This window comes from Streptomyces sp. MCA2 (assembly GCF_023544705.1).
Lineage (GTDB): Bacteria > Actinomycetota > Actinomycetes > Streptomycetales > Streptomycetaceae > Streptomyces > Streptomyces decoyicus.
Map to the genome: position 1 here is coordinate 18,292 of NZ_JAMJFM010000027.1, position 20,192 is coordinate 38,483.

15 protein-coding genes are annotated in these 20,192 nt (G+C 72.8%); 8 read left to right on the forward strand and 7 right to left on the reverse strand.

Annotated elements, in window-relative coordinates:
- Positions 1–52 precede the first annotated feature (52 nt).
- On the reverse strand, positions 53–829 hold the full coding sequence (gene ddaH, locus M8I34_RS22345) for a dimethylargininase (protein ID WP_250051674.1): 777 nt from the start codon (positions 827–829) through the stop codon (positions 53–55).
- A 35-nt stretch (positions 830–864) separates the two neighbouring features.
- Positions 865–1,254 carry a GntR family transcriptional regulator gene (locus tag M8I34_RS22350; protein WP_053208374.1) on the reverse strand — a complete coding sequence of 130 codons (390 nt, stop codon included), beginning with the start codon at positions 1,252–1,254 and terminating at the stop codon, positions 865–867.
- Between the two features lie 330 nt (positions 1,255–1,584).
- On the opposite strand from M8I34_RS22350, the gene M8I34_RS22355 reads away from it, so the two are divergent.
- Positions 1,585–2,514 carry a GNAT family N-acetyltransferase gene (locus tag M8I34_RS22355; RefSeq protein ID WP_250051676.1) on the forward strand — a complete coding sequence of 310 codons (930 nt, stop codon included), beginning with the start codon at positions 1,585–1,587 and terminating at the stop codon, positions 2,512–2,514.
- A gap of 31 nt (positions 2,515–2,545) precedes the next feature.
- Here M8I34_RS22355 and M8I34_RS22360 read toward each other — a convergent pair whose 3' ends face one another.
- On the reverse strand, positions 2,546–3,742 hold the full coding sequence (locus M8I34_RS22360; RefSeq protein WP_250051678.1) for a methyltransferase domain-containing protein: 1,197 nt from the start codon (positions 3,740–3,742) through the stop codon (positions 2,546–2,548).
- Positions 3,743–3,937: 195 nt separating this feature from the next.
- Here M8I34_RS22360 and M8I34_RS22365 point away from each other — a divergent pair, with 195 nt between their 5' ends.
- Positions 3,938–6,445, forward strand: a complete 2,508-nt coding sequence (locus tag M8I34_RS22365) for a SpoIIE family protein phosphatase (protein ID WP_250051680.1) — start codon at positions 3,938–3,940, stop codon at positions 6,443–6,445.
- A 315-nt stretch (positions 6,446–6,760) separates the two neighbouring features.
- Positions 6,761–7,789, forward strand: coding sequence for a lytic polysaccharide monooxygenase (locus M8I34_RS22370; RefSeq protein WP_250051682.1), 1,029 nt, complete (start codon positions 6,761–6,763; stop codon positions 7,787–7,789).
- A gap of 88 nt (positions 7,790–7,877) precedes the next feature.
- On the opposite strand, the gene M8I34_RS22375 is transcribed toward M8I34_RS22370, so the two are convergent.
- Positions 7,878–8,345 carry an Lrp/AsnC family transcriptional regulator gene (locus M8I34_RS22375; RefSeq protein ID WP_030990187.1) on the reverse strand — a complete coding sequence of 156 codons (468 nt, stop codon included), beginning with the start codon at positions 8,343–8,345 and terminating at the stop codon, positions 7,878–7,880.
- 80 nt (positions 8,346–8,425) lie between these two features.
- Here M8I34_RS22375 and M8I34_RS22380 point away from each other — a divergent pair, with 80 nt between their 5' ends.
- Together M8I34_RS22380 and M8I34_RS22385 are read left to right on the forward strand one after the other, a co-directional pair.
- Positions 8,426–9,727, forward strand: a complete 1,302-nt coding sequence (locus M8I34_RS22380) for an amino acid permease (protein WP_250051684.1) — start codon at positions 8,426–8,428, stop codon at positions 9,725–9,727.
- A gap of 324 nt (positions 9,728–10,051) precedes the next feature.
- Complete coding sequence (locus tag M8I34_RS22385; protein ID WP_250051686.1) at positions 10,052–10,639, forward strand: TetR/AcrR family transcriptional regulator; 588 nt, start codon at positions 10,052–10,054, stop codon at positions 10,637–10,639.
- A 159-nt stretch (positions 10,640–10,798) separates the two neighbouring features.
- On the opposite strand, the gene M8I34_RS22390 is transcribed toward M8I34_RS22385, so the two are convergent.
- Complete coding sequence (locus M8I34_RS22390; RefSeq protein WP_250051688.1) at positions 10,799–11,704, reverse strand: triacylglycerol lipase; 906 nt, start codon at positions 11,702–11,704, stop codon at positions 10,799–10,801.
- A 312-nt stretch (positions 11,705–12,016) separates the two neighbouring features.
- Here M8I34_RS22390 and M8I34_RS22395 point away from each other — a divergent pair, with 312 nt between their 5' ends.
- Positions 12,017–12,664: a pyridoxamine 5'-phosphate oxidase family protein gene (locus M8I34_RS22395; protein ID WP_250051690.1), complete on the forward strand. Its 648-nt coding sequence runs from the start codon at positions 12,017–12,019 to the stop codon at positions 12,662–12,664.
- Positions 12,665–12,681: 17 nt separating this feature from the next.
- On the opposite strand, the gene M8I34_RS22400 is transcribed toward M8I34_RS22395, so the two are convergent.
- Both M8I34_RS22400 and M8I34_RS22405 read right to left on the reverse strand, forming a co-directional pair.
- Positions 12,682–13,794 (reverse strand): helix-hairpin-helix domain-containing protein, encoded by a 1,113-nt coding sequence (locus M8I34_RS22400; protein WP_250051699.1) that lies wholly within the window; start codon positions 13,792–13,794, stop codon positions 12,682–12,684.
- Positions 13,791–17,447, reverse strand: a complete 3,657-nt coding sequence (locus M8I34_RS22405) for a DNA polymerase III subunit alpha (RefSeq protein ID WP_250051701.1) — start codon at positions 17,445–17,447, stop codon at positions 13,791–13,793. The genes M8I34_RS22400 and M8I34_RS22405 overlap by 4 nt, the downstream gene beginning before the upstream one ends.
- Positions 17,448–17,680: 233 nt before the next feature.
- Between M8I34_RS22405 and M8I34_RS22410 the strand changes: the two genes are divergently transcribed.
- Positions 17,681–18,715, forward strand: a complete 1,035-nt coding sequence (locus M8I34_RS22410) for a DUF3533 domain-containing protein (protein ID WP_250051703.1) — start codon at positions 17,681–17,683, stop codon at positions 18,713–18,715.
- A complete protein-coding gene (locus M8I34_RS22415; protein WP_250051705.1) occupies positions 18,712–19,035 on the forward strand; it encodes a nuclear transport factor 2 family protein in 324 nt (107 codons plus the stop codon). The genes M8I34_RS22410 and M8I34_RS22415 overlap by 4 nt, the downstream gene beginning before the upstream one ends.
- Positions 19,036–20,192: the final 1,157 nt, after the last annotated feature.

Sequence of the window (20,192 nt, forward strand, 5' to 3'; positions counted from 1 at the left end):
GGCCGGGGTACGGTCCGGGCAGGCACACGAGGTGCCCGGGGATGATGCCCCGTCATGCATACAGCTCACGCAGCCGTACGGACAGGCAGGTCACACAGCCCTCCAGCTTCTCGAACTCGCTGATGTCCACGCCGACCGGCTGATATCCCAGGTCGGCGAAGAGCTCGGCGCTCCGGGGCGCGGAGGCGGCCATCAGCAGCTTGCCGCCGCCGAGCAGCACGACATGGGAGCCGGACTCCTCGGCGACCGGCAGGAAGCGGGGGAACGCGGCCGGGTCGTCGACCAGGGGCGGGTGGCCGATGACGGTGCCGTCCGGGAGTGCGGTCACCGCGGACTTCAGATGCAGCACCCGGCTCACCGGTACGGCGACCACACGGGCGCCCAACGGCTCGAAGACGGCGCGGAGTTGGCGTACCCCGTCGGCATTGGTGCGGCCGCCGCGGCCGACGTAGAGGGTGTCGCCGACCTTCAGGACGTCGCCGCCGTCCAGGGTGCCGGGCGCCCGGATCTCGTTGACGGAGCAGCCGAGCGCCTCCACGGCCGCGCGGGCGGCGGGCACCTCGGCGCGTCGGGGGCCGGCGCCGGGGCGGGCGAGCAGTGCGACATTGCGGAACACCACCATGGAGTCCTCGACGAAGACCGCGTCGGGGCAGTCGTCGGCGGGGTCGACCTCGGTGGTGTGCCAGCCGTGGTCGCGCAGCACCTGGACGTAGGCCTCCCACTGGCGCAGGGCGAGCACGGGGTCGACCGGGCGCCGTTCGATATGGGTGACCAGGCCCTCGGCGAGGCGGGGGCCGGGACGGCGGACGAGCGCCTGCTTGCTGGGCATGCGGCTCCTTTCGGGCGTGGGCGCGGTGGCTGCGCTCAGGCGTCGGTGCGGTAGGTGGCGCGCAGGGCGTCCTCGACGGCGGCGAGGGCGGCACGGTGGTCCAGGCCGAGGCGCCGGGCGCGGCGGGCGTAGCTCTCGGCGGCTGCGGCGGCTTCCTTGTCCGCGGCCTCGCCGGCCGCGGCGATGAAACTGCCGTTGCGGCCGCGGGTCTCGATCACGCCGTCGGTCTCCAGGGCGCGGTAGGCCTTGGCGACGGTGTTGGCGGCCAGGCCGAGGTCTTCGGCCAGACCGCGGACGGTGGGGAGTTTGTAGCCGACCGGCAGACCGCCGTCCCTGGCCTGGTCCGCGATCTGGGTGCGTACCTGCTCGAACGGCGCGGCGTCCGCGGCCGGATCGATGGTGATGGTCAAGGTCTGCGGGGACACGGTGGCGCTCCTGGTGCTGGTGGTGGTGCGGGCGGATGCACGACGACCCGCTCCCGGGGAATCGTCCCCGGGGATGCGTGGCGTACTCGTACCCGTCGGTGCGCGGTTTTGTCGCACCCATTGTGCGTCAGGAGCACCTGCGCTGCCGGGAGGTCTCACTCTTCGGCGGCTCACCCCTCGGGGCCCACCGTGGCGTTGCCGACGGCGAACCGTCGGCAGACACCGCGCTACTCTCCCCCTCCCCTCCCCTCCGCTCACCCGCTCCTCCTCTCCCCCGCTCACGCGAAAAGGAGCGGCACAACGGCCTACCGGCGCGTACCGTCCGCCGTCATGACGCTTACCGTGCGCGACTTCCGCCCCGCCGATGCCAAGGCCGTCGCCGACCTGAGACGGGCCGTGATGCCGTACCGGCTCGCCACCCCGCAGGGCATCGCCTGGGAGGTCTCCACCGCCCCCGCGGCGCAGTGTCTGCGGCTGTTCGTCGCCGAGCTGGACGGCCGGGTCGTCGGCGCGGTCCAGGCCTCGGTGCTGCACGACGCGGACGTCCCCGGCCAGGCCGCGGCCACTCCTGAGGTCCGTCCCGGGCACCGCGGCCGGGGTGTCGGCCATGCCCTGCTGATGGCGGCCGAGGAGCACCTCGTCGCGGCCGGCGCCGAACGGCTCTTCGCCTGGGCGGTGGACGAGCCCGGCGTCCCGGCCTTCGCGGAACGCCACGGCTACCGCCGCACCCGCCGGGCCCGCTATCTGCGCCTCGATCTCACGGCCGCCGGCCTGCCGCCGCTCCCCTCCGTCCTCCCCTCCGGCGTCCGGCTGCACACCGGCGCGGACTTCGAGGCCGACCCGCACCTGCTGTACGCGGCGGACGCGGAGGTGACCGCGGACGAGCCGGGCGATGTCACCTGCGACGCCATGGCCTACGACGACTGGCTGCTGCACACCTGGGAACACCCCCACATCGACCTGGACCTGACCTCGGTGGTGACCGTCGACGGGGAGATCGCCGCCTTCGCCCTGGCCGCCACCGACGGCCGCGCCCGCTACTCCTCCGCCATGACCGGCACCCGCCGCGCCTTCCGCGGCCAGGGCCTGGCCCGGCTGGCCAAGACCGCCTCCCTCCGCCGTGCCCGCGACGCGGGCTGCACCGAGGCCTTCACCCACAACGACGCCGACAACGTCCCGATGCTCGCCGTCAACCACGCCTTCGGCTACCGGCCGTTCGCCGAGGCATGGCGGTATGTGCGGGAGGCGGCGCGGGACTGACACGCCGCCCGCGCCACCCGCGCCGGCCCGTTCACCCGCTCGGCCACGCCCCGTCCAGGGCGACCGCGCGCGAGGGGGCCGACGGGTCGTGGGCGACGGCGTCGCCGGGCCGGTGCCAGTGGAGCAGGAAGCGGTGTCCCGCCCGCAGTCCGTCCAGGCCGGCCCGGCAGTACGCGACCATGTCGTCCGGCAGCGCGTCCAGCCGGAACCACGCCAACTCGGCGCACTTGTCCGGCTCGCGGTTCCACGGCTCGCCGCCCGCCCCGTACGCCGCCTCGAAGAACCAGCCGATCCGGGGCTTCGCCGGGGGCGGGGCGCAGTGCTGCATGACGAGCGCGACCTTCAGGTCCTCGGGCGCCAGCCGCAGCCCGATCTCCTCCGCGGCCTCCCGGATCATGGCCTCCCTGACGTCCTCACCGTCCTCCGCATGGCCCGAAGGGGCGTGCAGCAGACCGTCCGCATAGCCCGTACCGGCCCGGCGGGCGAGCAGCACCTCCTCGCCGCGGCGCAGGACGAGGTGGACGTCGACCACTTCGGTGTGCCGGCGCGGGAGCTCGGCGATCAGGACATACCGCTCGTCGGTCACCTCCTTGCCCCACAGCGCCGGATCGCCGGAGAGGCTCTCCACGTACGTCCGCGCCGCCAACGGCTCGACCAGGCCGGTGAGTTCGGCGGCCGGGATGCCGACCGGCTCGGCCTCCCCCCAGCGGCCCTCGACCAGCACCAGCCGGCCGCCGGGCGTGAGCAGCCCGGCCCAGCGGCGCAGCGCGGCCACCGGGTCGGGCAGCGCCCACAGGACATGGCGCACCAGGACGACATCGAACCGCTGCTCCCCCACGGGCGGTTCGGCGGCGTCACCGACCGCGAACGCGGCGTCCCGGCCGGCGAGCTTGGCGCGGGCCCGCGCGATCATGCCCGGGGAACGGTCGACGCCCGTGACCCGATGGCCCAGCTCGGCGGCGAGCAGGGCCAGGCTTCCCGTGCCGCAGCCCAGGTCGAGGACGGTGGCGGGCCCGGCCGGGAGCCAGCCGCGCAGCCGGGCGGCCCAGGCGGAGCGGACCGCGGGGTCGCGCAGGCCGTGATCGGGCTCGTCGTCGAAGGAGGCGGCGGCCGCTTCCCAGTAGGCGGCGTCGGCGGTCGGCAGGGCCGATTCCCCTTGGGCGGCAGGGGGGTTGAAAGGTCCGGTGGAGGGCTGAGAGGCCGGGTCGGCGGGCGCATCGGTGCTCATGTGCCGATGGTGCCAGCGGCCACTGACAATGGCGGGTGGAGGCGTTGCGGACGCGTGCCGAGCGGTCCGCCACGGGCCGCCGCGAAGGGCGCCCGGACAGGGTGAGGGAGTACCGTTGTAGGGCCGGTCAGGAGCGATGGCGCCGCCGCGAGAAGAGCGCGTGCCCGCATGGTGGACCGGCACGGAACCGGTCAGATGAGTGCCTCACAGAGCAGCCGTTTCTCCGGAGACGGGGTCTTCGACCTCACACGGACGGCCGTGGTGATGGCCGATCGTGCGGGGGTGGCGCAGGGCTGGACCCGGGGCGCGGAGCGGCTCCTCGGCTATCCGGTCTCGGAGGCCGTCGGCAGGCCCCTGGCGGACCTTTTCGCCGGGGTGGGCGCCGGGTCCGAGCAGGACGGCAGGTGGCAGACCCGGCTGGCGTCGGCGGACGGCTGGAGCGGGCTGGAGGCCGTACGGCACAAGGACGGCCACCGCCTCGACCTGGAGTTCCGTGTCCTGCCCCTCCTGGATGCCCGGAAGGACTCCGTACGTCTCGTGCTCGCCGCGGAGATGGCGCAGACGCCCTGGTCGGGGGCGAGCCGCTCGTTCCTGGAGGGCATTCTCGGCATGTCGCCGATCGGTGTGGCCATGGTGAACGCCGATCTCCAGTTCGTGTGGCTGAACGACGCGCTGGAGGAGATGGGCGGTACCACCCGTGCGCAGCGCCTCGGGAAGCGCCTGGCGGACATCCAGCCGGGCCTGGACGGGGAGGCCATCGAGGCGGAGATGCGCCGGGTGCTGGGCACCGGCATCCCCTCGGTCGGCTACGAATACCTGGGGCGCCCGCAGTCCGATCCGCAACGGGAGCACGCCTACTCCACGTCGTTCTTCCGTCTGGAGGACGAGGCCGGTCAGGTGCTCGGCGTCTGCTACATGGTCCTCGACGTCACCGAAAGTTACCGGGCCCGGCAGCGGATGGCGCTGCTGAACAAGGCCGGCGAGCGCATCGGCAGCTCGCTGGACGTCTGGCGGACCGCGCAGGAGCTCGCCGACGCGGCGGTTCCGGACCTCGCCGACTTCGTCACCGTCGATCTGCTCGATGCGCTGCTCACCAGGGAGGACGCGGCGCCCGGGCCGCTCGATGCGGCGGACCTGCTCACCATGCGCCGGGCCGGAGCGCAGTCCGTGCGCGAGGGCTGCCCCGAGGCGGTGGTCGCCATCGGGGAGGCGGCCGCCTATCCCCCGTCGGCGCCCGTCGTGCGGAGCCTGACCGAGGGCGACTCCACGCTGCTCCAGACGCTGGATCTTGCCGACGGTGGCCGGTCGGCCGACGACCCGTTCCGGGCGGCGCATCTGCGGGGACTGGGCTTTCATTCGCTGATGGTGGTGCCGCTCCGGGCGCGGGGCGTCTTCCTGGGAGCGGCCGCGTTCGCCCGCCGGCAGCCCGTCGGACCGTTCCAGCCCGACGACCTGGTGCTCGCCGAGGAATTCGTCGCCCGCGCCGCGATCTCCATCGACAACGCCCGCCGGTACACCCGCGAGCACACCGCGGCCCTCACCCTCCAGCACAGCCTGCTGCCGCGCGATCTGCCCGAGCAGTGCGCGGTGGAAGCCGCCTACCGCTATCTGCCGGCCGACTCCCTCAGCGGGGTCGGCGGTGACTGGTTCGACGTGATCCCGCTGTCCGGAGCACGGGTCGCGCTGGTGGTCGGCGATGTGGTCGGCCACGGCGTGCATGCGGCGGCCACGATGGGGCGGCTGCGCGCCGCGGTACAGGCGCTCGCGGACCTGGACCTGTCCCCGGAGGAGGTGCTGGCGCATCTGGACGACATGCTCAACCGCGTCGCTAACGACACGAACACCGACGACGGATCCATCGGCGCCACCTGCCTCTACGCCGTCTACGACCCCGTCAGCTGCTCCTGCGCCCTGGCCCGCGCCGGTCACCCCGCTCCGCTGCTCGTCAGCCCCGAGGGCACCGGCCGGCTTCTGGAACTGCCGACCGGCCCACCGCTGGGGCTGGGCGGGATGCCCTTCGAATCCGTCGAACTGCCGTTGCCGGAAGGGAGTCTGCTGGCCCTGTACACCAACGGGCTGCTTCTGGGGAAGGCCCTCGATCTCGACGGGGGGATCAGCAGGCTGCGCGACGCGCTGGCCGATCCGCAGGCTCCGCTGGAGGACCTCTGCGAGACGGTGATCGGCGGTCTGCCGGGCGGGCGGCCGGTCGACGATGTGGCGCTGCTGCTGGCACGTACCCGGGCCCTGCCCCGGACCCGGCTGGCCACTTGGGAGATCCCCGCCGACCCGTCCGCGGTCGGCGAGGCCCGCCGGACCGCCGCCGGACAGCTGAGGGAGTGGGGCCTGGAGGAACTCGCCTTCTCCACCGAGCTGATCGTCAGCGAACTGGTCACCAACGCCCTCCGGCACGCCTCCGCACCGATCGGCCTGCGGATGATCCGGGCCCGCGAGCTGATCTGCGAGGTCTCGGACGCCAGCAGCACCACCCCGCACCTCCGCCACGCCCGGACCACCGACGAGGGAGGCCGCGGCCTGTTCCTCATCGCCCGCTACGCCCAGCGCTGGGGCACCCGCTACACCGCCGAGGGCAAAATCATCTGGGCCGAACTCCCCCTGGGCACCACCCCCGACCCCGAACCGGCCAACGACCTGGACACCCTCCTCGAACACCTGGAGGACCAGGGGGACTTCACGGGGGCCTAGGGGCGGTGAGGGCAGGGGCAGGGAAGGGCCCGGGAGTTGGCGGCTACGAGACCTGGCCCCACCCCGATGCCCCTTTCCTCCCCGCCTGCCTGTGCCCCCGCTTAGCCGTTCCTTAAGGCCGCCATAAAGATCCTCCGGAACGGCCTTCGAGCGTCAAATGCGCTGTTCAGCGGGGCTAGCGTGCTTCTCGTCAGGCGGCGCTGCGGGCCGTTGGCGCCGCTCACCGGGGGACGGCGCCGTGGTCTGCGTCCGACCCCCCACCACTGTGCTGCCTCGTGCCCTCGCTCGACGCAAATGATGAAGGAGACCCCCACGATGACCGTTCGTCGCAAAGTCACCGGGATCGCGCTGACCGGCATCGCGCCGCTCGCGCTCACCGTGCTCACCGCGAGCCCGGCCGCCGCGCACGGTTCGATGACGGACCCGGTCAGCCGGGTCTCGGCCTGCTTCGCCGAGGGGCCGGAGAGCCCGAAGTCCGCGGCGTGCAAGGCGGCCGTGCAGGCCGGCGGCACCCAGGCGCTCTACGACTGGAACGGCGTACGGGACGGCAATGCGGGCGGGCAGTCCCGGACGCGCATCCCGGACGGCAAGCTGTGCAGTGCCAACAGCGCGGAGTACAAGGGCCTGGACCTGCCCCGTGCCGACTGGCCCTCGTCCACGATGCGGGCGGGCAGCCACACCTTCCACTACAAGGCCACGGCGCCCCACAAGGGGTCCTTCGAGCTGTACCTCACCAAGAGCAGCTACAACCCGGCGAAGCCGCTGAAGTGGTCCGACCTGGAGTCGAAGCCGTTCGCGAAGGTCACCGACCCGAAGCTGACCAACGGGGAGTACGTCTTCGACGGGAAGGTACCGGCACGGTCCGGGCGCCATCTGATCTACAGCATCTGGCAGCGGTCGGACAGCCCGGAGGCGTTCTACACCTGCTCGGACGTCGTCTTCGGAAAGGGCAGCGGCGGGTCCGCGGCGAAGCCCGCGCCCACCGCCTCCGCGCCGAGCGCCACCCAGCTCTCGGCGGCCGCCGGCAAGTCGTCGATCGGTACGGGCCAACACGACCACAAGGGGGGCGGGACGGGCGCGCACACCGATGCGGTGACGCCGGCGGAGGCCGACGCCCCTGCACCGGGCGGCAGTTCGAAGGCCGAGGGCAACGCCGCCCAGGCCGAGGGCAACGCCGCGCAGGCCCAGGGCGGCGGCACGCCCGTCGGCGGTCAGCGGCTGGCGGAGACCGGTGGGGACAGCTCCACCGCCCCGCTGGCCATCGGCGGCGCCGCCGTCCTGGCCGTGGGTGCCGGGGTGCTGTTCGCCACCACCCGCCGCAAGGCCGCCCGGCACCACGGCTGAGTCCTGGTCCTGCGCCCCGGTCGTCCGGGAAGCGACGCCGCCCCCTTTCTTCATCTCGGGGGCGGCGTCGCCCTGTTACGGGCCGTTGTCACGGCCCGTTCGGCGGCAGTGGCTCGATGATGTCGTTGGCGACGTGCTGGTAGATGACCGAGCTGCGGCAGTCGACGACCTCGCGGCGCTTGAAGACCTGATCCATGAGGAGCGCATGCAGCCGGTCGACGTCCGGGACGGCGACATGGACCAGGAAGTCGTCGCCGCCCGCGACGACATAGACGTTGAGCACCTCGGGCAGCGAGGTCAAAAACGCCTTGAACCGCTCGATGACCTCGCGGTTCATCGGGCGGATCCGGATCGTGAGCAACGCCTGTACGGGGCGGTTGAGGGCGCGCAGATCGACCGTGGCCCGGAAGCCGGTGAGCACGCCGCGGGCGCGCAGCGCGCGGACCCGCTCCAGACAGGTGGAGGGCGCGATGTTGAGTCTGCCGGCCAGCTCGCGATTGGTCTGCCGTGCATCGCGCTGTAGTTCGCGGACAATCGCCGAATCAATGTCGTCCATGGACTCCATGGTGCCCCGCCCACCGAATTTTGTTCGGCCGGAGCCCCATTTGATCATTTGCACGATTACCTTCTGCGACTGTGACCGTACAAGAAACATCCCTTCCCGCTTCCGAACGTCCGGATGTACGGCGGCTGGGTATCGGCAGTGGTACCGCACTGTGCGCCGGCGCGGTGCTCGGCCCCGGTGTCCTGGCCCTGCCGTCCCTGGCCGCCGACGCGGCCGGGCCCGCCTCGCTCGTGGCCTGGGTGGTGCTGCTGGCCCTGTGCGTGCCGGTGGCCACCGCCTTCGCGGCGCTCGGTGCGCGGTTCCCCGACGGCGGGGGCGTGGCCACGTATGTGCACCGGGCGATCGGGCCGCGGGCAGCGGCCGTGGTGGGGTGGTGGTTCTACGGAGCGGTGCCGATCGGCGTGGTCTCGGCGGCCTGGATCGGCGGGAAGTACGCGGCCGATGCGGCCGGTTGGGGCGGCACGGGCGCGGCCGTGGTGGCCGGGGCGGTGGTGGCGGTGGCGCTGGTCTCCAACGCGGTGGGGCTGCGGCTGTCGGGCCGGGTGCAGCTGCTGCTCGGCGGGCTGCTGGCGGTGGTGCTGCTGGGCACGGTGCTGGCCGCCGCCCCACAGGTGTCCGCCCGCCACTTCACGCCGTTCCTGCCCGGCGGCTGGTCCTCGGTGGGGTCGGCGGCCTCGGTGCTGTTCTTCGCGTTCGCGGGCTGGGAGGCGGCCAGCCATCTGTCGGGCGAGTTCGCCGATCCCGGACGGGACCTGCCGCGGGTGACGCGCCGTACGCTCGCCGTCATCACCGTGCTCTACCTGGGGCTCGCGGTGGTCACGATCGGCGCCCTGGGGCCGGCCGCGGCCGCCACCGAGACGCCGCTGACCGAGCTGCTCGCCCGGAGCGTGGGCGCCGCGGCCCGCCCCGTGGCCGCCGCGGCGGCGCTCTTCCTCACCTTCGGCGCGGTCAACTCGTATCTGGCCGGGGCGTCCCGGCTCGGTGCGGCGCTCGGCCGGGACGGGGCGGCGCCGCGGCTGCTGGCCAAGGGCGGCGCGCCGGGCGAGGTGCCGCGGCGGTCGCTGGCGGTGCTGGGCGGGGCGGCCGTCCTCGTGGGCGCGGCGGCCGGCTTCGGCGGCGCCGATCTGGATGCCCTGATGAGGGCCACCGCCACCTGTCTGGCGGCGGTGACCCTCGCCGGTCTCGCCGCCGCACTGGTGCTGCTGCCGCGCCGCACTCCCCTGTGGTGCGGCGTGTGCGCAAGCACGCTGCTGACGGCGGCGGTGCTGGCCTTCTCCGGATGGCTACTGCTGATCCCCGCGGGTCTGGCGGGCGCCGCGTTCTGCTTTCTGACGCTGCGCCGGGTGATCCGCCGGGACCGCGTCAGCCGGTGAGGCGGTGCAACCACCCGGACGTACGGGACCGGGTCAGGCGGTGAGGCGGTGCGGCAGCCGGACGGAGTGGCTCCAGCGTGCGGGCCGGGCGATGGCGCCCGTACAGGAGAGCCGGTCGGTGTCGCCGGTCGGTGTCGCCGGGCAGGCCGTCGAGCAGCCGGCCCACCTCGGCCCGAGGCACCGGCAGCACCCTCTCGCGCACGCCACAGACACCCATCGCGCCCCTTTCCGCACCTGGTCCCACCTGGCCCTACCTGGTCCGCACCTCTTCCAGGAAGGTTCTAGAGGCGCTTCTCCAATATAGTGGAGAGTACCCTCTAGAACATGGCCAGGCCATCCCGTTTCGATACGCCGCAGCTCCTCGACGCCGCCGTCCGGCTGGCAGCCGAGTCCGGTCCCTCGGGCGTCACCATGTCCGCGGTCGCGGCGGCCGTCGGCGCCCCCAGCGGCTCGCTCTACCACCGCTTCACGGGCCGTTCGGCACTGCTCGCCGAGGTGTGGCTGCGGACCGTCGAGGGCTTCCAGGAGGGCTACTTCGAGGCCCTTGAGTCATCGGACGACCCTCGCGCCGGGGGCCGGGCGGCCGCCCGGCACATCGTGGCGTGGAGCCGCACCCACCCGGCGGAGGCCGCGCTGCTCCTGTACGGGGCGCAGGAGTTCGGGCGGGACGACTGGTCCGACGCGCATCTGCTCCGCGCGGAGGAGGGGAACATGCAGGTCCGGGCGGCCGTGGCGGCGCTCGCGGGGGCCCTGGGGATGCACGGCAGGCCGGGCCTGGACCGGGTGACACTCGCCGTCATCGATCTTCCGCTGTCCGTGGTGCGCCGCCATCTGCGCGGCGGAACACCGCTGCCCGCACACGCCGAGGACCTGGCGGAGCGGTGCACCGACGCACTGCTGGCCGGCGACTGACGGGGACGACGGAGACGACACCCGCGGACGGCGCGCGGCCAGGATCCGTACGGGAGGACCCGGCCCCGCACGGAGCGCGGCCCGACGTCCACGCAGGACCGGCCCCACACGGAGCGCGGCCCGGCCCCCGCACGGGTGGTGGGCCGGACCGGCTCCCGGTCAGCGCGACGCGCAGGTGGTCGGGGTGGCGTGGGCCGGGTCGAGGGCGTTGGCCGTCTCGTGGAAGGCGATGCGGTCGACGAGGCCGATGGCCACATGCTCGGAGAAGTCGGCGGAACACAGGTCCTGGAGCACGACGTTGCGCACATCGGGACCGTCGAGGAAGGTGGTCCGGTAGGGGGTGACGACCTCGTCGTACTTGGTCGCGATCACGGTGTAGTGCACCCCGGGGACGGTGTCGCCGCCCTCGTTGAGGCGGTTGAGGACCTCCGAGCCGGCGATCTGGTCGGACAGTCCCGGGGTCAGCTTGTCGAGGTACTGCTTGGCGCCGGGGAAGTAGGGCAGCAGACGGGTCAGACCGTTCAGATCGGTACCGTGATTGTCGGGGGCCAGCCCGACCAGCGCGTTCACCTTGCCCGCGCCGCCGTGGAACTTCATGTACACCCGCGGCATCATGCCGCCCTGCGAGTGGCCGACGAGATCGACCTTCGAGGTGCCGGTGGCGGCCAGCACCCGGTCGACGTAGGCGGCGAGCTGCTGGGCGGAGGCGTCGACCGGCCCCAGCCCGTGGAAGAACGGGACGCCGGGCAACTGCCCGTAGTCCAGGGAGAAGACGCAGTAGCCGCGGGCCACCAGGTAGGGCGCGAGGCCCAGCCAGTTGTCGATGGCGTTGCCCAGGGTGCCGTGCACCAGGACCACCGGCCGCGGGTGGTCGGCGGAGGGCTTGCAGGAGTAGTTGTTCCAGCCGCTGCGGACGGTGGAATGAGAGGGGAGGCGCGCAGCGTCTCCGGCCGGGGTGGTGGCGGGCGACGGGTGGGCGGCAGCGGCGGGCGCGGTGGTGGTGACACCGAGGGCCAGGGCGAGGGCGGGAAGCAGGGTGAGCGTTCTTGACCAGCGCAGCTTCATACGATGCTCCTTGCGGGGTGAGGGGGACTCCGAAGTGCTCGGTGAGCCGTTCACCTGCGATCCGGATCGCAAGGGCCAACGCAGTTGACTGGCAAGTAAGTTACGGCTGGGTAAGCAAGGTGTACCAGCGGTGTGACGGTGAAGGAAACCGCACATGACCCTCACCGGACGTCCGGGGTGCAGAGCGCCGCTTGTGTGCCTGCGGCCTGTTCCGGACGTCGTGACCGCCTCGGATGCCGGAGCGGTCCCGTATCGTCGATAACGCCTTGACCAGTGGCGTAAGACATCAGACATAACAGGAGGGGGACACCGATGGAGACGGCAGCGGCAGCGGATCCGGCCGGCATCGTGGAGGTCTCGTCGGAGGCGGAGCTGCGCGAGCTGATCGGCGAGCCCAGCTCCCATGCGGCGAACAAGACCCGCCACCGGCTGCACGACCTCGACCGGCAGTGGCTGGCCCACTCGCCGTTCTGCGTGATCGCCACCGCGGACGCACAGGGCCGGTGCGATGTCTCACCCAAGGGCGACCCCGCGGGCTTCACCCATGTCCTGGACGACACCACCCTCGTGATCCCGGACCGTCCCGGGAACAAGCGCCTGGACGGCATGGTGAACCTCCTCGGCAACCCCCATGTCGGGCTGAACTACTTCCTGCCGGGGCGCGGTGACACCCTGCGGATCAACGGCCGCGCCCGGCTGCTGCGTGATGCCCCGTTCTTCGACGAGCTGATCGTCAAGGGCAACCGCCCGCGGCTGGCGCTGCTGGTGGAGGTCGAGGAGGTCTTCTACCACTGCTCCAAGGCGTTCCTGCGTTCGCAGCTGTGGAATCCGGAGACCTGGCAGCCGGACGCACTGCCCTCGCGGGCCCGGATCGTCAAGGGCGTCGAGGCCCAGGAGATGCCGCTGGCGGAGCTGGAGCAGCACTACGGCCCGCGGTATGCGGAGAAGCTCTACGGCTGAGGCGCCACGGCCGGGCGCTACGGCCGCGCGGCCCCGGGGCCGGGCGGCTTGGCGCCCGGGGGCGGGGGCGGGCGCATACGGCCGGTGTGGCCGAGGGTCGCCGCGGGCCGTACGCTCCCGGACCCGAAGCGTGCCCTCGCCCGGTCGACGGCCGCCTCGATACGGTGCGCCTTGTCGTCGGACGGGTCGAAGGTCAGCTGGCGCACGGCGAGTTCGGCGCGGCACAGATCCTCCGCGCGCAGTGCCACGGACCGCACCCGCGCCCGCTGCAATCCGAGCGCGGCATGCAGCGCATAGGCCGTCTCGGTCAGTGCGGGCCCGTGCGCGGTCGGCCCGTCCAGCCGCCGGGTGCGGGTCGTGGTGGAGCGGTCGGCGTAGCGGACGGTGAGGGTGAGCGCACGGGCCACCTGCCCGCTCGCACGCATCCGGGCGCCGAGGCCGTCGGCGAGCGAGAGCAGCGCCCGGCGGCGCCTGGCCGGGTCCAGCTCGTCGTGGACGAAGCGGTGTTCCGCGCCCATCGAGCGGGCCGCGGCGTTGGGCGTCACCGGCGTCGGATCGATGCCGCGGGCCCGCTCGTACACGACGCGGCCGGTCTTCGCGCCGAGGATCCGTTGCAGGGTCGCGGGCGGTGCGGCGGCGATCCGGCCGACGCTGTCGAGCCCGTACGCACACAGGGCGCGCGCGGTCGCCGGGCCGACGCCGTGCAGCGCCGAGGCCGGCCGGCGGCCGAGGAACGCGGCGACGGCCTCGGCGCCCTCGGGAACGGACCGGATCTCCCCGGGCGCCGCTTCCTGGGCCGCCATCCGGGCGAGCAGCGGGTTGGCGCCGACCCCGATCGTGCACCGTACGCCGTGCCAGGCCAGCGCGCGCAGCCGTACGAGCTCGGCGATGCCCGCCGCGTCCCGGTCGAAGTAGCGCAGCGCACCGCGCACGTCCGCCAGCGCGGCGTCCGGCGGCAGCGCCTCGATCACCGGGGTGAACTGCGCCAGCAGCCGCAGCAGTTGCTCGAAGCCTCCGGCACTCACGGGGGTGTCGTCGGCGGCCCTGAAGCGTATGTGGAGCATGCCCGGCTGCCGCGGGGCACCGGGCGGCTCCGGCGGCGCGGCGGGCGGCCTCGGCGCGGGGGTCATCCCGCGCTCCCCGGGCTGGAGTGCCACAACTTGCGGCCGGTGGCGGCGCGTTCGCCCGGGGGCTGGAGGTCGGCCCACGGGTGCAGCTCGTAGCCGGTCTCCAGCCGGATGGTGCGGCCCGGCGCGGCGGCCGGCTCGGCTTCCCGGCCCGCCTCGGACCCCTCCCCCGGCAGCCCCTTGCCCGCCTTGTCCGTCCCGTCCGCTCCGTCGTCCGCCCCCTCTGCCCCCTTCGCTCCCTCCGTCCCGTCGTCCGGTGTGTCCGGTCCCGTCGCGAGCCGGGCGGCGACCGCCTCCAGCCCGCCCTCGCGCCGGAGTTCGGCCAGCTCGGCGAGGTTCCAGGCGGCGGCGCCGACCACGCTGAAGCTGCGCGGACCGCGCCGCTGGACCGTACCGCGCACCAGCAGCAGCCAGGAGTGGAAGACCGTGTGCGCACAGGCCGCGTGACTGTCGTCGAAGAAGGCGCAGTCGACCAGTCCCGTGCTGTCGTCCAGGGTGGTGAAGATGACCCGGCGGCCGGAGCGGATCGGCGGTGTCTGGGTGGCCGCCTTGGCTCCGGCGACCAGCACCGTCTCGCCGTGCCTGGCGCCGCGCAGCAGCCGGGCCGGCAGCGCGCCCAGCTCCGCGAGGAACTCCCGGTGATCGGCCATCAGATGGCGGGAGGCGTCCATGCCGAGGACGCCCAGCTCGGCGCTGAGCCGTTCGACATCGCTGAGGTCGGGCAGCCCCACCGGCTCGACCAGATCGGCCGGAGCCGTCCGTTCCGCGCCCGCACTGTCGAGGGCCCCGGCCGGCAGCGTCAGCTGACCACCGGACGTCTGCCGCCCGTGGTGGTGCAGCTCGGCGAGGTACAGCAGCAGATCCCGCCGGTTCGCGCCGAAGGCGTCCAACGCGCCCACCCGGGCGAGGCGTTCGGCCACCGGGCGGCTCGGCCTGGCCCGCTGCCACAGGTCCTGGAGCGAGCGGTAGGGCTGCCCGGCCTCGATCCGCCGCGCCTCGGCCTCGCTCATGCCGTGCACATCGCAGAGCGCGAGCCGCAGCCCCCAGACCGCGCCGGAGCGGGGCCCGCCACCCCCACCGGAACCGGACACCAGTTCGATCCGGTGAGCGACCGCCGACCGGTTCACATCCAGCGGCAGCACCGGCACCCCGCGCCGCCGCGCATCCGCGAGCAGCAGCCGCTTCGGGTACATCCCGGGGTCGTGGGTGAGCAGCCCGGCGTAGAAGGCCGCGGGGTGGTGCGCCTTGAGCCAGGCGGACTGGTAGGTGGGCACCGCGAAGGCCACCGCATGCGCCTTGCAGAAGCCGTACGAGCCGAAGGCCTCGACGATCTCCCAGGTGCGCGCGATCACTTCGGACGTATAGCCGCGCCGCTCGGCGCGCTGGGCGAACCAGGCGCGGAGCCTGCCCTGGAACTCCGGATGCGACAGCGCGCGCCGCTTCTCGTCCGCCTCGTCCCGTGCGCAGCCCGTCATGATCCGCAGCAGCTCGATGATCTGCTCGTGGAACACCACCACCCCGTAGGTCTCGCGCAGCGGTTCCTCCAGGTCGGGGTGCGGATAGCGGACCGGCTTCCGGCCGTGCCGGGCCTCGATGAAGGGCCGCACCATATCGGCGGCGACCGGCCCCGGCCGGAAGAGGGAGATGTCGACGACCAGATCGTGGAAGGTGGCGGGCTGAAGCCTGCCGACCAGGTCGCGCTGGCCCGGCGACTCGATCTGGAAGCAGCCGAGCGTCTCGGTCGAGCGGATCAGGCCGTAGGTCGCGTCGTCGCCGGGCGGCACCTGCGCGGGGTCGTCGAGGTCGATCCGGCGCCCGGTGGCCCGGCCGATCTCGGCGACCGCATGCGCCATCGCGGACTGCATCCGTACGCCCAGCACATCGAGCTTGAGCAGCCCCAGGTCCTCCACGTCCTCCTTGTCGAACTGGGACATCGCGATGGGGGCACCTCCCATGCCCTTAAGGCTATGGGGGACCTCACCGCTGGTCGGGACGACCGGCGTACGGTCCAGCAGGGTGGCGTCCGAGAGCAGCACCCCGCACGGGTGCATGGCGATCCCGCGCGGCAGCGCGTCCAGCGCCTCGACCAGCGGCCACAGCCGCTCGCCGCCGGCCTCCCGCACCCCGCGCAGCTCCGGCAGCTCGGCCAGCGCCGCCCGCGCGTCCCGGGCGCGGATGTGCGGGAAGGCCTTGGCGAGGCGGTCCACCTGCGCCGGGTCCATGCCCAGGGCGGCGCCCACGTCCCGTACGGCGTGCCGTACGCGGTAGGTCTCGGGCATCGAGACCGTGGCGACCCGCTCCGCGCCGAAGCGGTCGAAGATCGCGCGGTAGACCTCCAGCCGACGGGCGGACTCGACGTCGATGTCGATGTCCGGCAGTGCCGCCCGCCGCTCGGACAGGAAGCGCTCCATCAGCAGGCCGTGCTCGACCGGGTCGGCGTGCGCGATGCCGAGGAGGTGGTTGACCAGGGAGCCGGCGCCGGACCCGCGGGCCGCGACCCGGATACCCATCTCCCGTATGTCGTCCACTACTTGAGAGACCGTCAGGAAGTACGAGGGGTAGCCGAGCCGTTCGATCGTGCGCAGTTCGTCGTGCAGCCGGTCCCAGCGCGTGCGGTCGCGGTCGTAGCCGCGCAGCACCATCCCGGCGGCGCAGCGCGAGCGCAGCACCCGGGCGGCGGTGCGGTGGCCCGCGCCGACCAGCCGCGGTTCGGGGAAGTGGACATGGCCGAGCCCGATGTCGTCCTGCGGGTCGACCAGGCACGCGCCGGCGGTCTCCTCGGTCATGGCGAGCAGCCGGTGGGCCAGGTCGCGCCGGAATCCGGCCGCCTCGGCGATCCGCTCGGCGGTGTGGCTCATCGTGGCGGTGTCCTTGAGCCAGCGCTCGCCGCTGTCCCAGGCCTCGGGCCGGCGCCGGTCCACCGGCACCAGACGGCGGGCGGAATCCAGGACGTCGGCGACCGGGCCCTGGCCGGGGTCGGCATAGCGGACCGCGTTGGTCAGGACGGCGTGGACGCCCTGGTCGACGGCGAAGCCGAGGGTGCGGGCGGCCAGCCGCGGGGAGCCGGGGCCGCTGCCGGGCCGCCCGTGGTCGACGACCTCCAGGCGCAGCGCCTCGCCGTACAGCTCGCGCCAGGGGGCGAGGAGCCGGGCGGCGCGGTCCGGGCGGCCGGCGGCCAGCGCCCGGCCGACCTCGGAGTCCGGTCCGAGCAGCACGGTCAGTCCGTCCGTGACGGATTCCAGGGAGCTCCACGGGAGGACGGGCTGCTCGGCCCGGCCGGCGTGGGCGGCCGAGACCAGCCGGCACAGGGCGGCCCAGCCGGCCGCTCCGTCGCGGGCCAGGAAGACGGCGCGGGCGGCGGACTCGTCGAGGAAGGCGCCGCCGCGCACGGGGGTACGCCGCCGCGCGGTGGCCGTGCCGGCCACGGGTCCCGACGCGTGTTCCGCCACGGCGAGTTCGGTACCGAACAGCGGGCGGACACCGGCCTCGGCGGCGGCCTTGGCGAAGCGTACGGCTCCGGAGAGCCCGTCCCGGTCGGTCAGCGCGAGGGCGTCCATCCCGCGTTCGGCGGCGCGCTCGGCGAGCCGCTCCGGATGGGAGGCGCCGTAGCGCAGGGAGAACCCCGAAGCGGTGTGCAGATGCGTGAACCCGGGCATCCGCACCTCCTGCGCCTCATCCGCCCCCCAGCTGACCTTGTGTCTCTCGCTCCTCCCCTCCACCATAACCCGCCCATCGAACATTCGTACGAACACCTGTCGAGGGGTACCGCCCGCCCCTCCGCCGATCAGCCCCACCCGATCTGCGCACCCCCACCACCGACCGGAAGATGGCGGAACAAAAGCACCGACAGCACCGGACCGGCAGCCGGAAGTGCGGCGAGGAGCGACGCATGGCCACGACGGACGACGGCGCCCGCACCACCTTCCTCAAGGAGGTGAAGAGCGCGGTGACGCCCCGTGCCTCGCTGCTGGTGCTCGGCGTGCTGGGGCTGATGATCGCGTTCATCACCTCGTACACCGGCGCCTTCCACCACCCCAAACCGGCCGATGTGCCGTTCGGCGTCGTCGCCCCTGCCCAGGTCAGCGGGCAGCTGGTGGGCAAACTGGACCGGCTGTCCGGCTCCCCCCTGGACCCCCGTGCGGTGCCCTCCGAGCGGGCCGCGCGACAGCAGCTCGCGGACCGGACGATCGACGGCGCACTGATCGTCGGCCCGCGCGGCCGCCCCGACCGGCTGCTGGTGGCCGGCGGTGGCGGCGCCTCCCTGGCCCAGGCGGTCGAACTGGTCGTCCGCGCGGCGGAGAAGGCCGAGCACCGCACCGTCCGCACGGTGGATGTGACCCCGGCGGCCCGGGGCGACAGCCGCAGCCTGTCGTCCTTCTACCTGGTCGTCGGCTGGTGCGTCGGCGGCTATCTGTGCGCCGCGATCCTCGCGATCAGCGCCGGGGCGCGGCCCTCCAACGGACACCGGGCGGTCATCCGGCTGGCCGCGCTCGCCCTGTACGCGATCGTCGCCGGACTGGCCGGCGCGATCATCGTCGGCCCGGTCCTCGGCGCCCTGCCCGGCACCTTCTTCGGGCTCTGGGGGCTGGGCGCCCTGATCGTGTTCGCGGTGGGCGCCACCACCCTGGCCTGCCAGGCCCTGCTGGGCATCGTCGGCATCGGTCTGGCCATCCTGCTGATCGTCATCCTCGGCAACCCGAGCGCGGGCGGCGCCTACCCCTACCCGCTGCTGCCCCCGTTCTGGCGTGCCATCGGCCCCGCCCTCCCCCCGGGGGCGGGCACCTGGGCCGCACGCTCCCTCGCCTACTTCCACGGCCGCGCGGTCACCGGCCCGCTCCTGGTGCTGTCGGCCTGGGCGGTGGGCGGCACCCTGATCACCCTGGCACTGTCGATCTTCCGCAAGAAGGGCGAGACCCCCTCATGACCATCTCCGCCAACCGGCTGTCCGACCCCGCGGTACGTGCCCTGGTCACGGCCCTCAACAGCAACGACGAGCAGGCGTTCTTCGCCGCCCTCACCCCCGACGCCACCATGTCCGACGACGGGTCCGACCGGGACCTGCGCGAGTGGTGCGAGCGGGAAATCTTCACCACCCGCGGCCACATGGACGTGCAGTCCGAGTCCCACCAGGGCCTGTCCCTCGTAGCGGACTACCGCAACGACACCTGGGGCGAGATGCGCACACGCTGGCGGTTCACGGTGGCAGACGGCAAGGTAAGCCGCTTCGAAACGGGGCAGGCTTGAGGTCGGGGGGCGGGGGCCTCGGCGCCCTATAGGACGTGGGGACCTCGGTACGGGGAGGGCGCGGCGCCTCGCTTTAGGGGCACCGCTCCCCTGAAGCGGGTGTCGCGGGTTCGAATCCTGCTGGGGGCACCATGCGCCGCGTATGCAGCGGGCACGACGAAGGCCCAGGCAAACCGGCTTCACACCGGGAGCCTGGGCCTCAGTCTTTGCCGGGCGATGATCACGCGACGCAAGCCGCCCTGCCAGACCCGTGCCAGATCCATTGATCTCGCCGCAGGCAGGGGAGCCTGGCCGCATTGCAGCTTCTCGCACTTGCGAACTCCCCCGCAGTCCGGTACCCCATGCGGCTCAACTCACCAATCGCAGCCGCAGCATGCCGAGAAGGACTTCAAACTTTCTCTACGTCTTCAAAGCGGCTCGCTCCGCTCGCTGTGCGCGGCGCGGCCCCCGCCGGGCGTGCACTCCTGCCTCCGTCCCGCTCCAGCCCCGCCGACGCCCGTGCCGCGTAGACAGCAATCAGCCACCGGAAGCCGGAGGGGAACCTCGTGGCCGGGGCCGCTCCTCCCCTTAACGCGTCTCTATCCTGGCGGCTCCTGACTCCGCCCCGCACCCGAGCTAAGGGCATTTCGCGCATCTTGTAGCAGGCGGGGGGAATCGGATGTATCTTCACGGAAGCGTCGTGCTCGCACCGGCCATGGGGGGACCATGGGGTCGAATAGTTCCGAACATTTCACCACAGACCCAAAGAAGCAATTTGAGAGCTTCCTCTTGGCCGATCTAAGCGACGAACGGATAGTTAATTCAAAGCTTCTCCACGGAGCATGCTACGCGCTCACGGATGACCAGCATTTCGCCCTTAAAGAGGCCATTTCCGAGAAGTTCTCCATTGCACCACATCAAGACATTTTCCTTGTGGGGTCAGCAAGGCTTGGTTTCAGCATTGCCCCACATAAGAGGTATCGCCGCTTTGGAGACACATCAGATATCGATGTCGCAATTGTAAGTCATGCCTTATACGAAAAGGTCTGGCATGAAGCTCACGCATACGCGGACTCAGGGGCTGACTGGTCAAGGCGAAATCGCTTCGAGCAGTACATCTCGTGGGGGTGGATTCGTCCAGACATGCTACCAAGATCCCCCTCATTTAAATTCTCTGA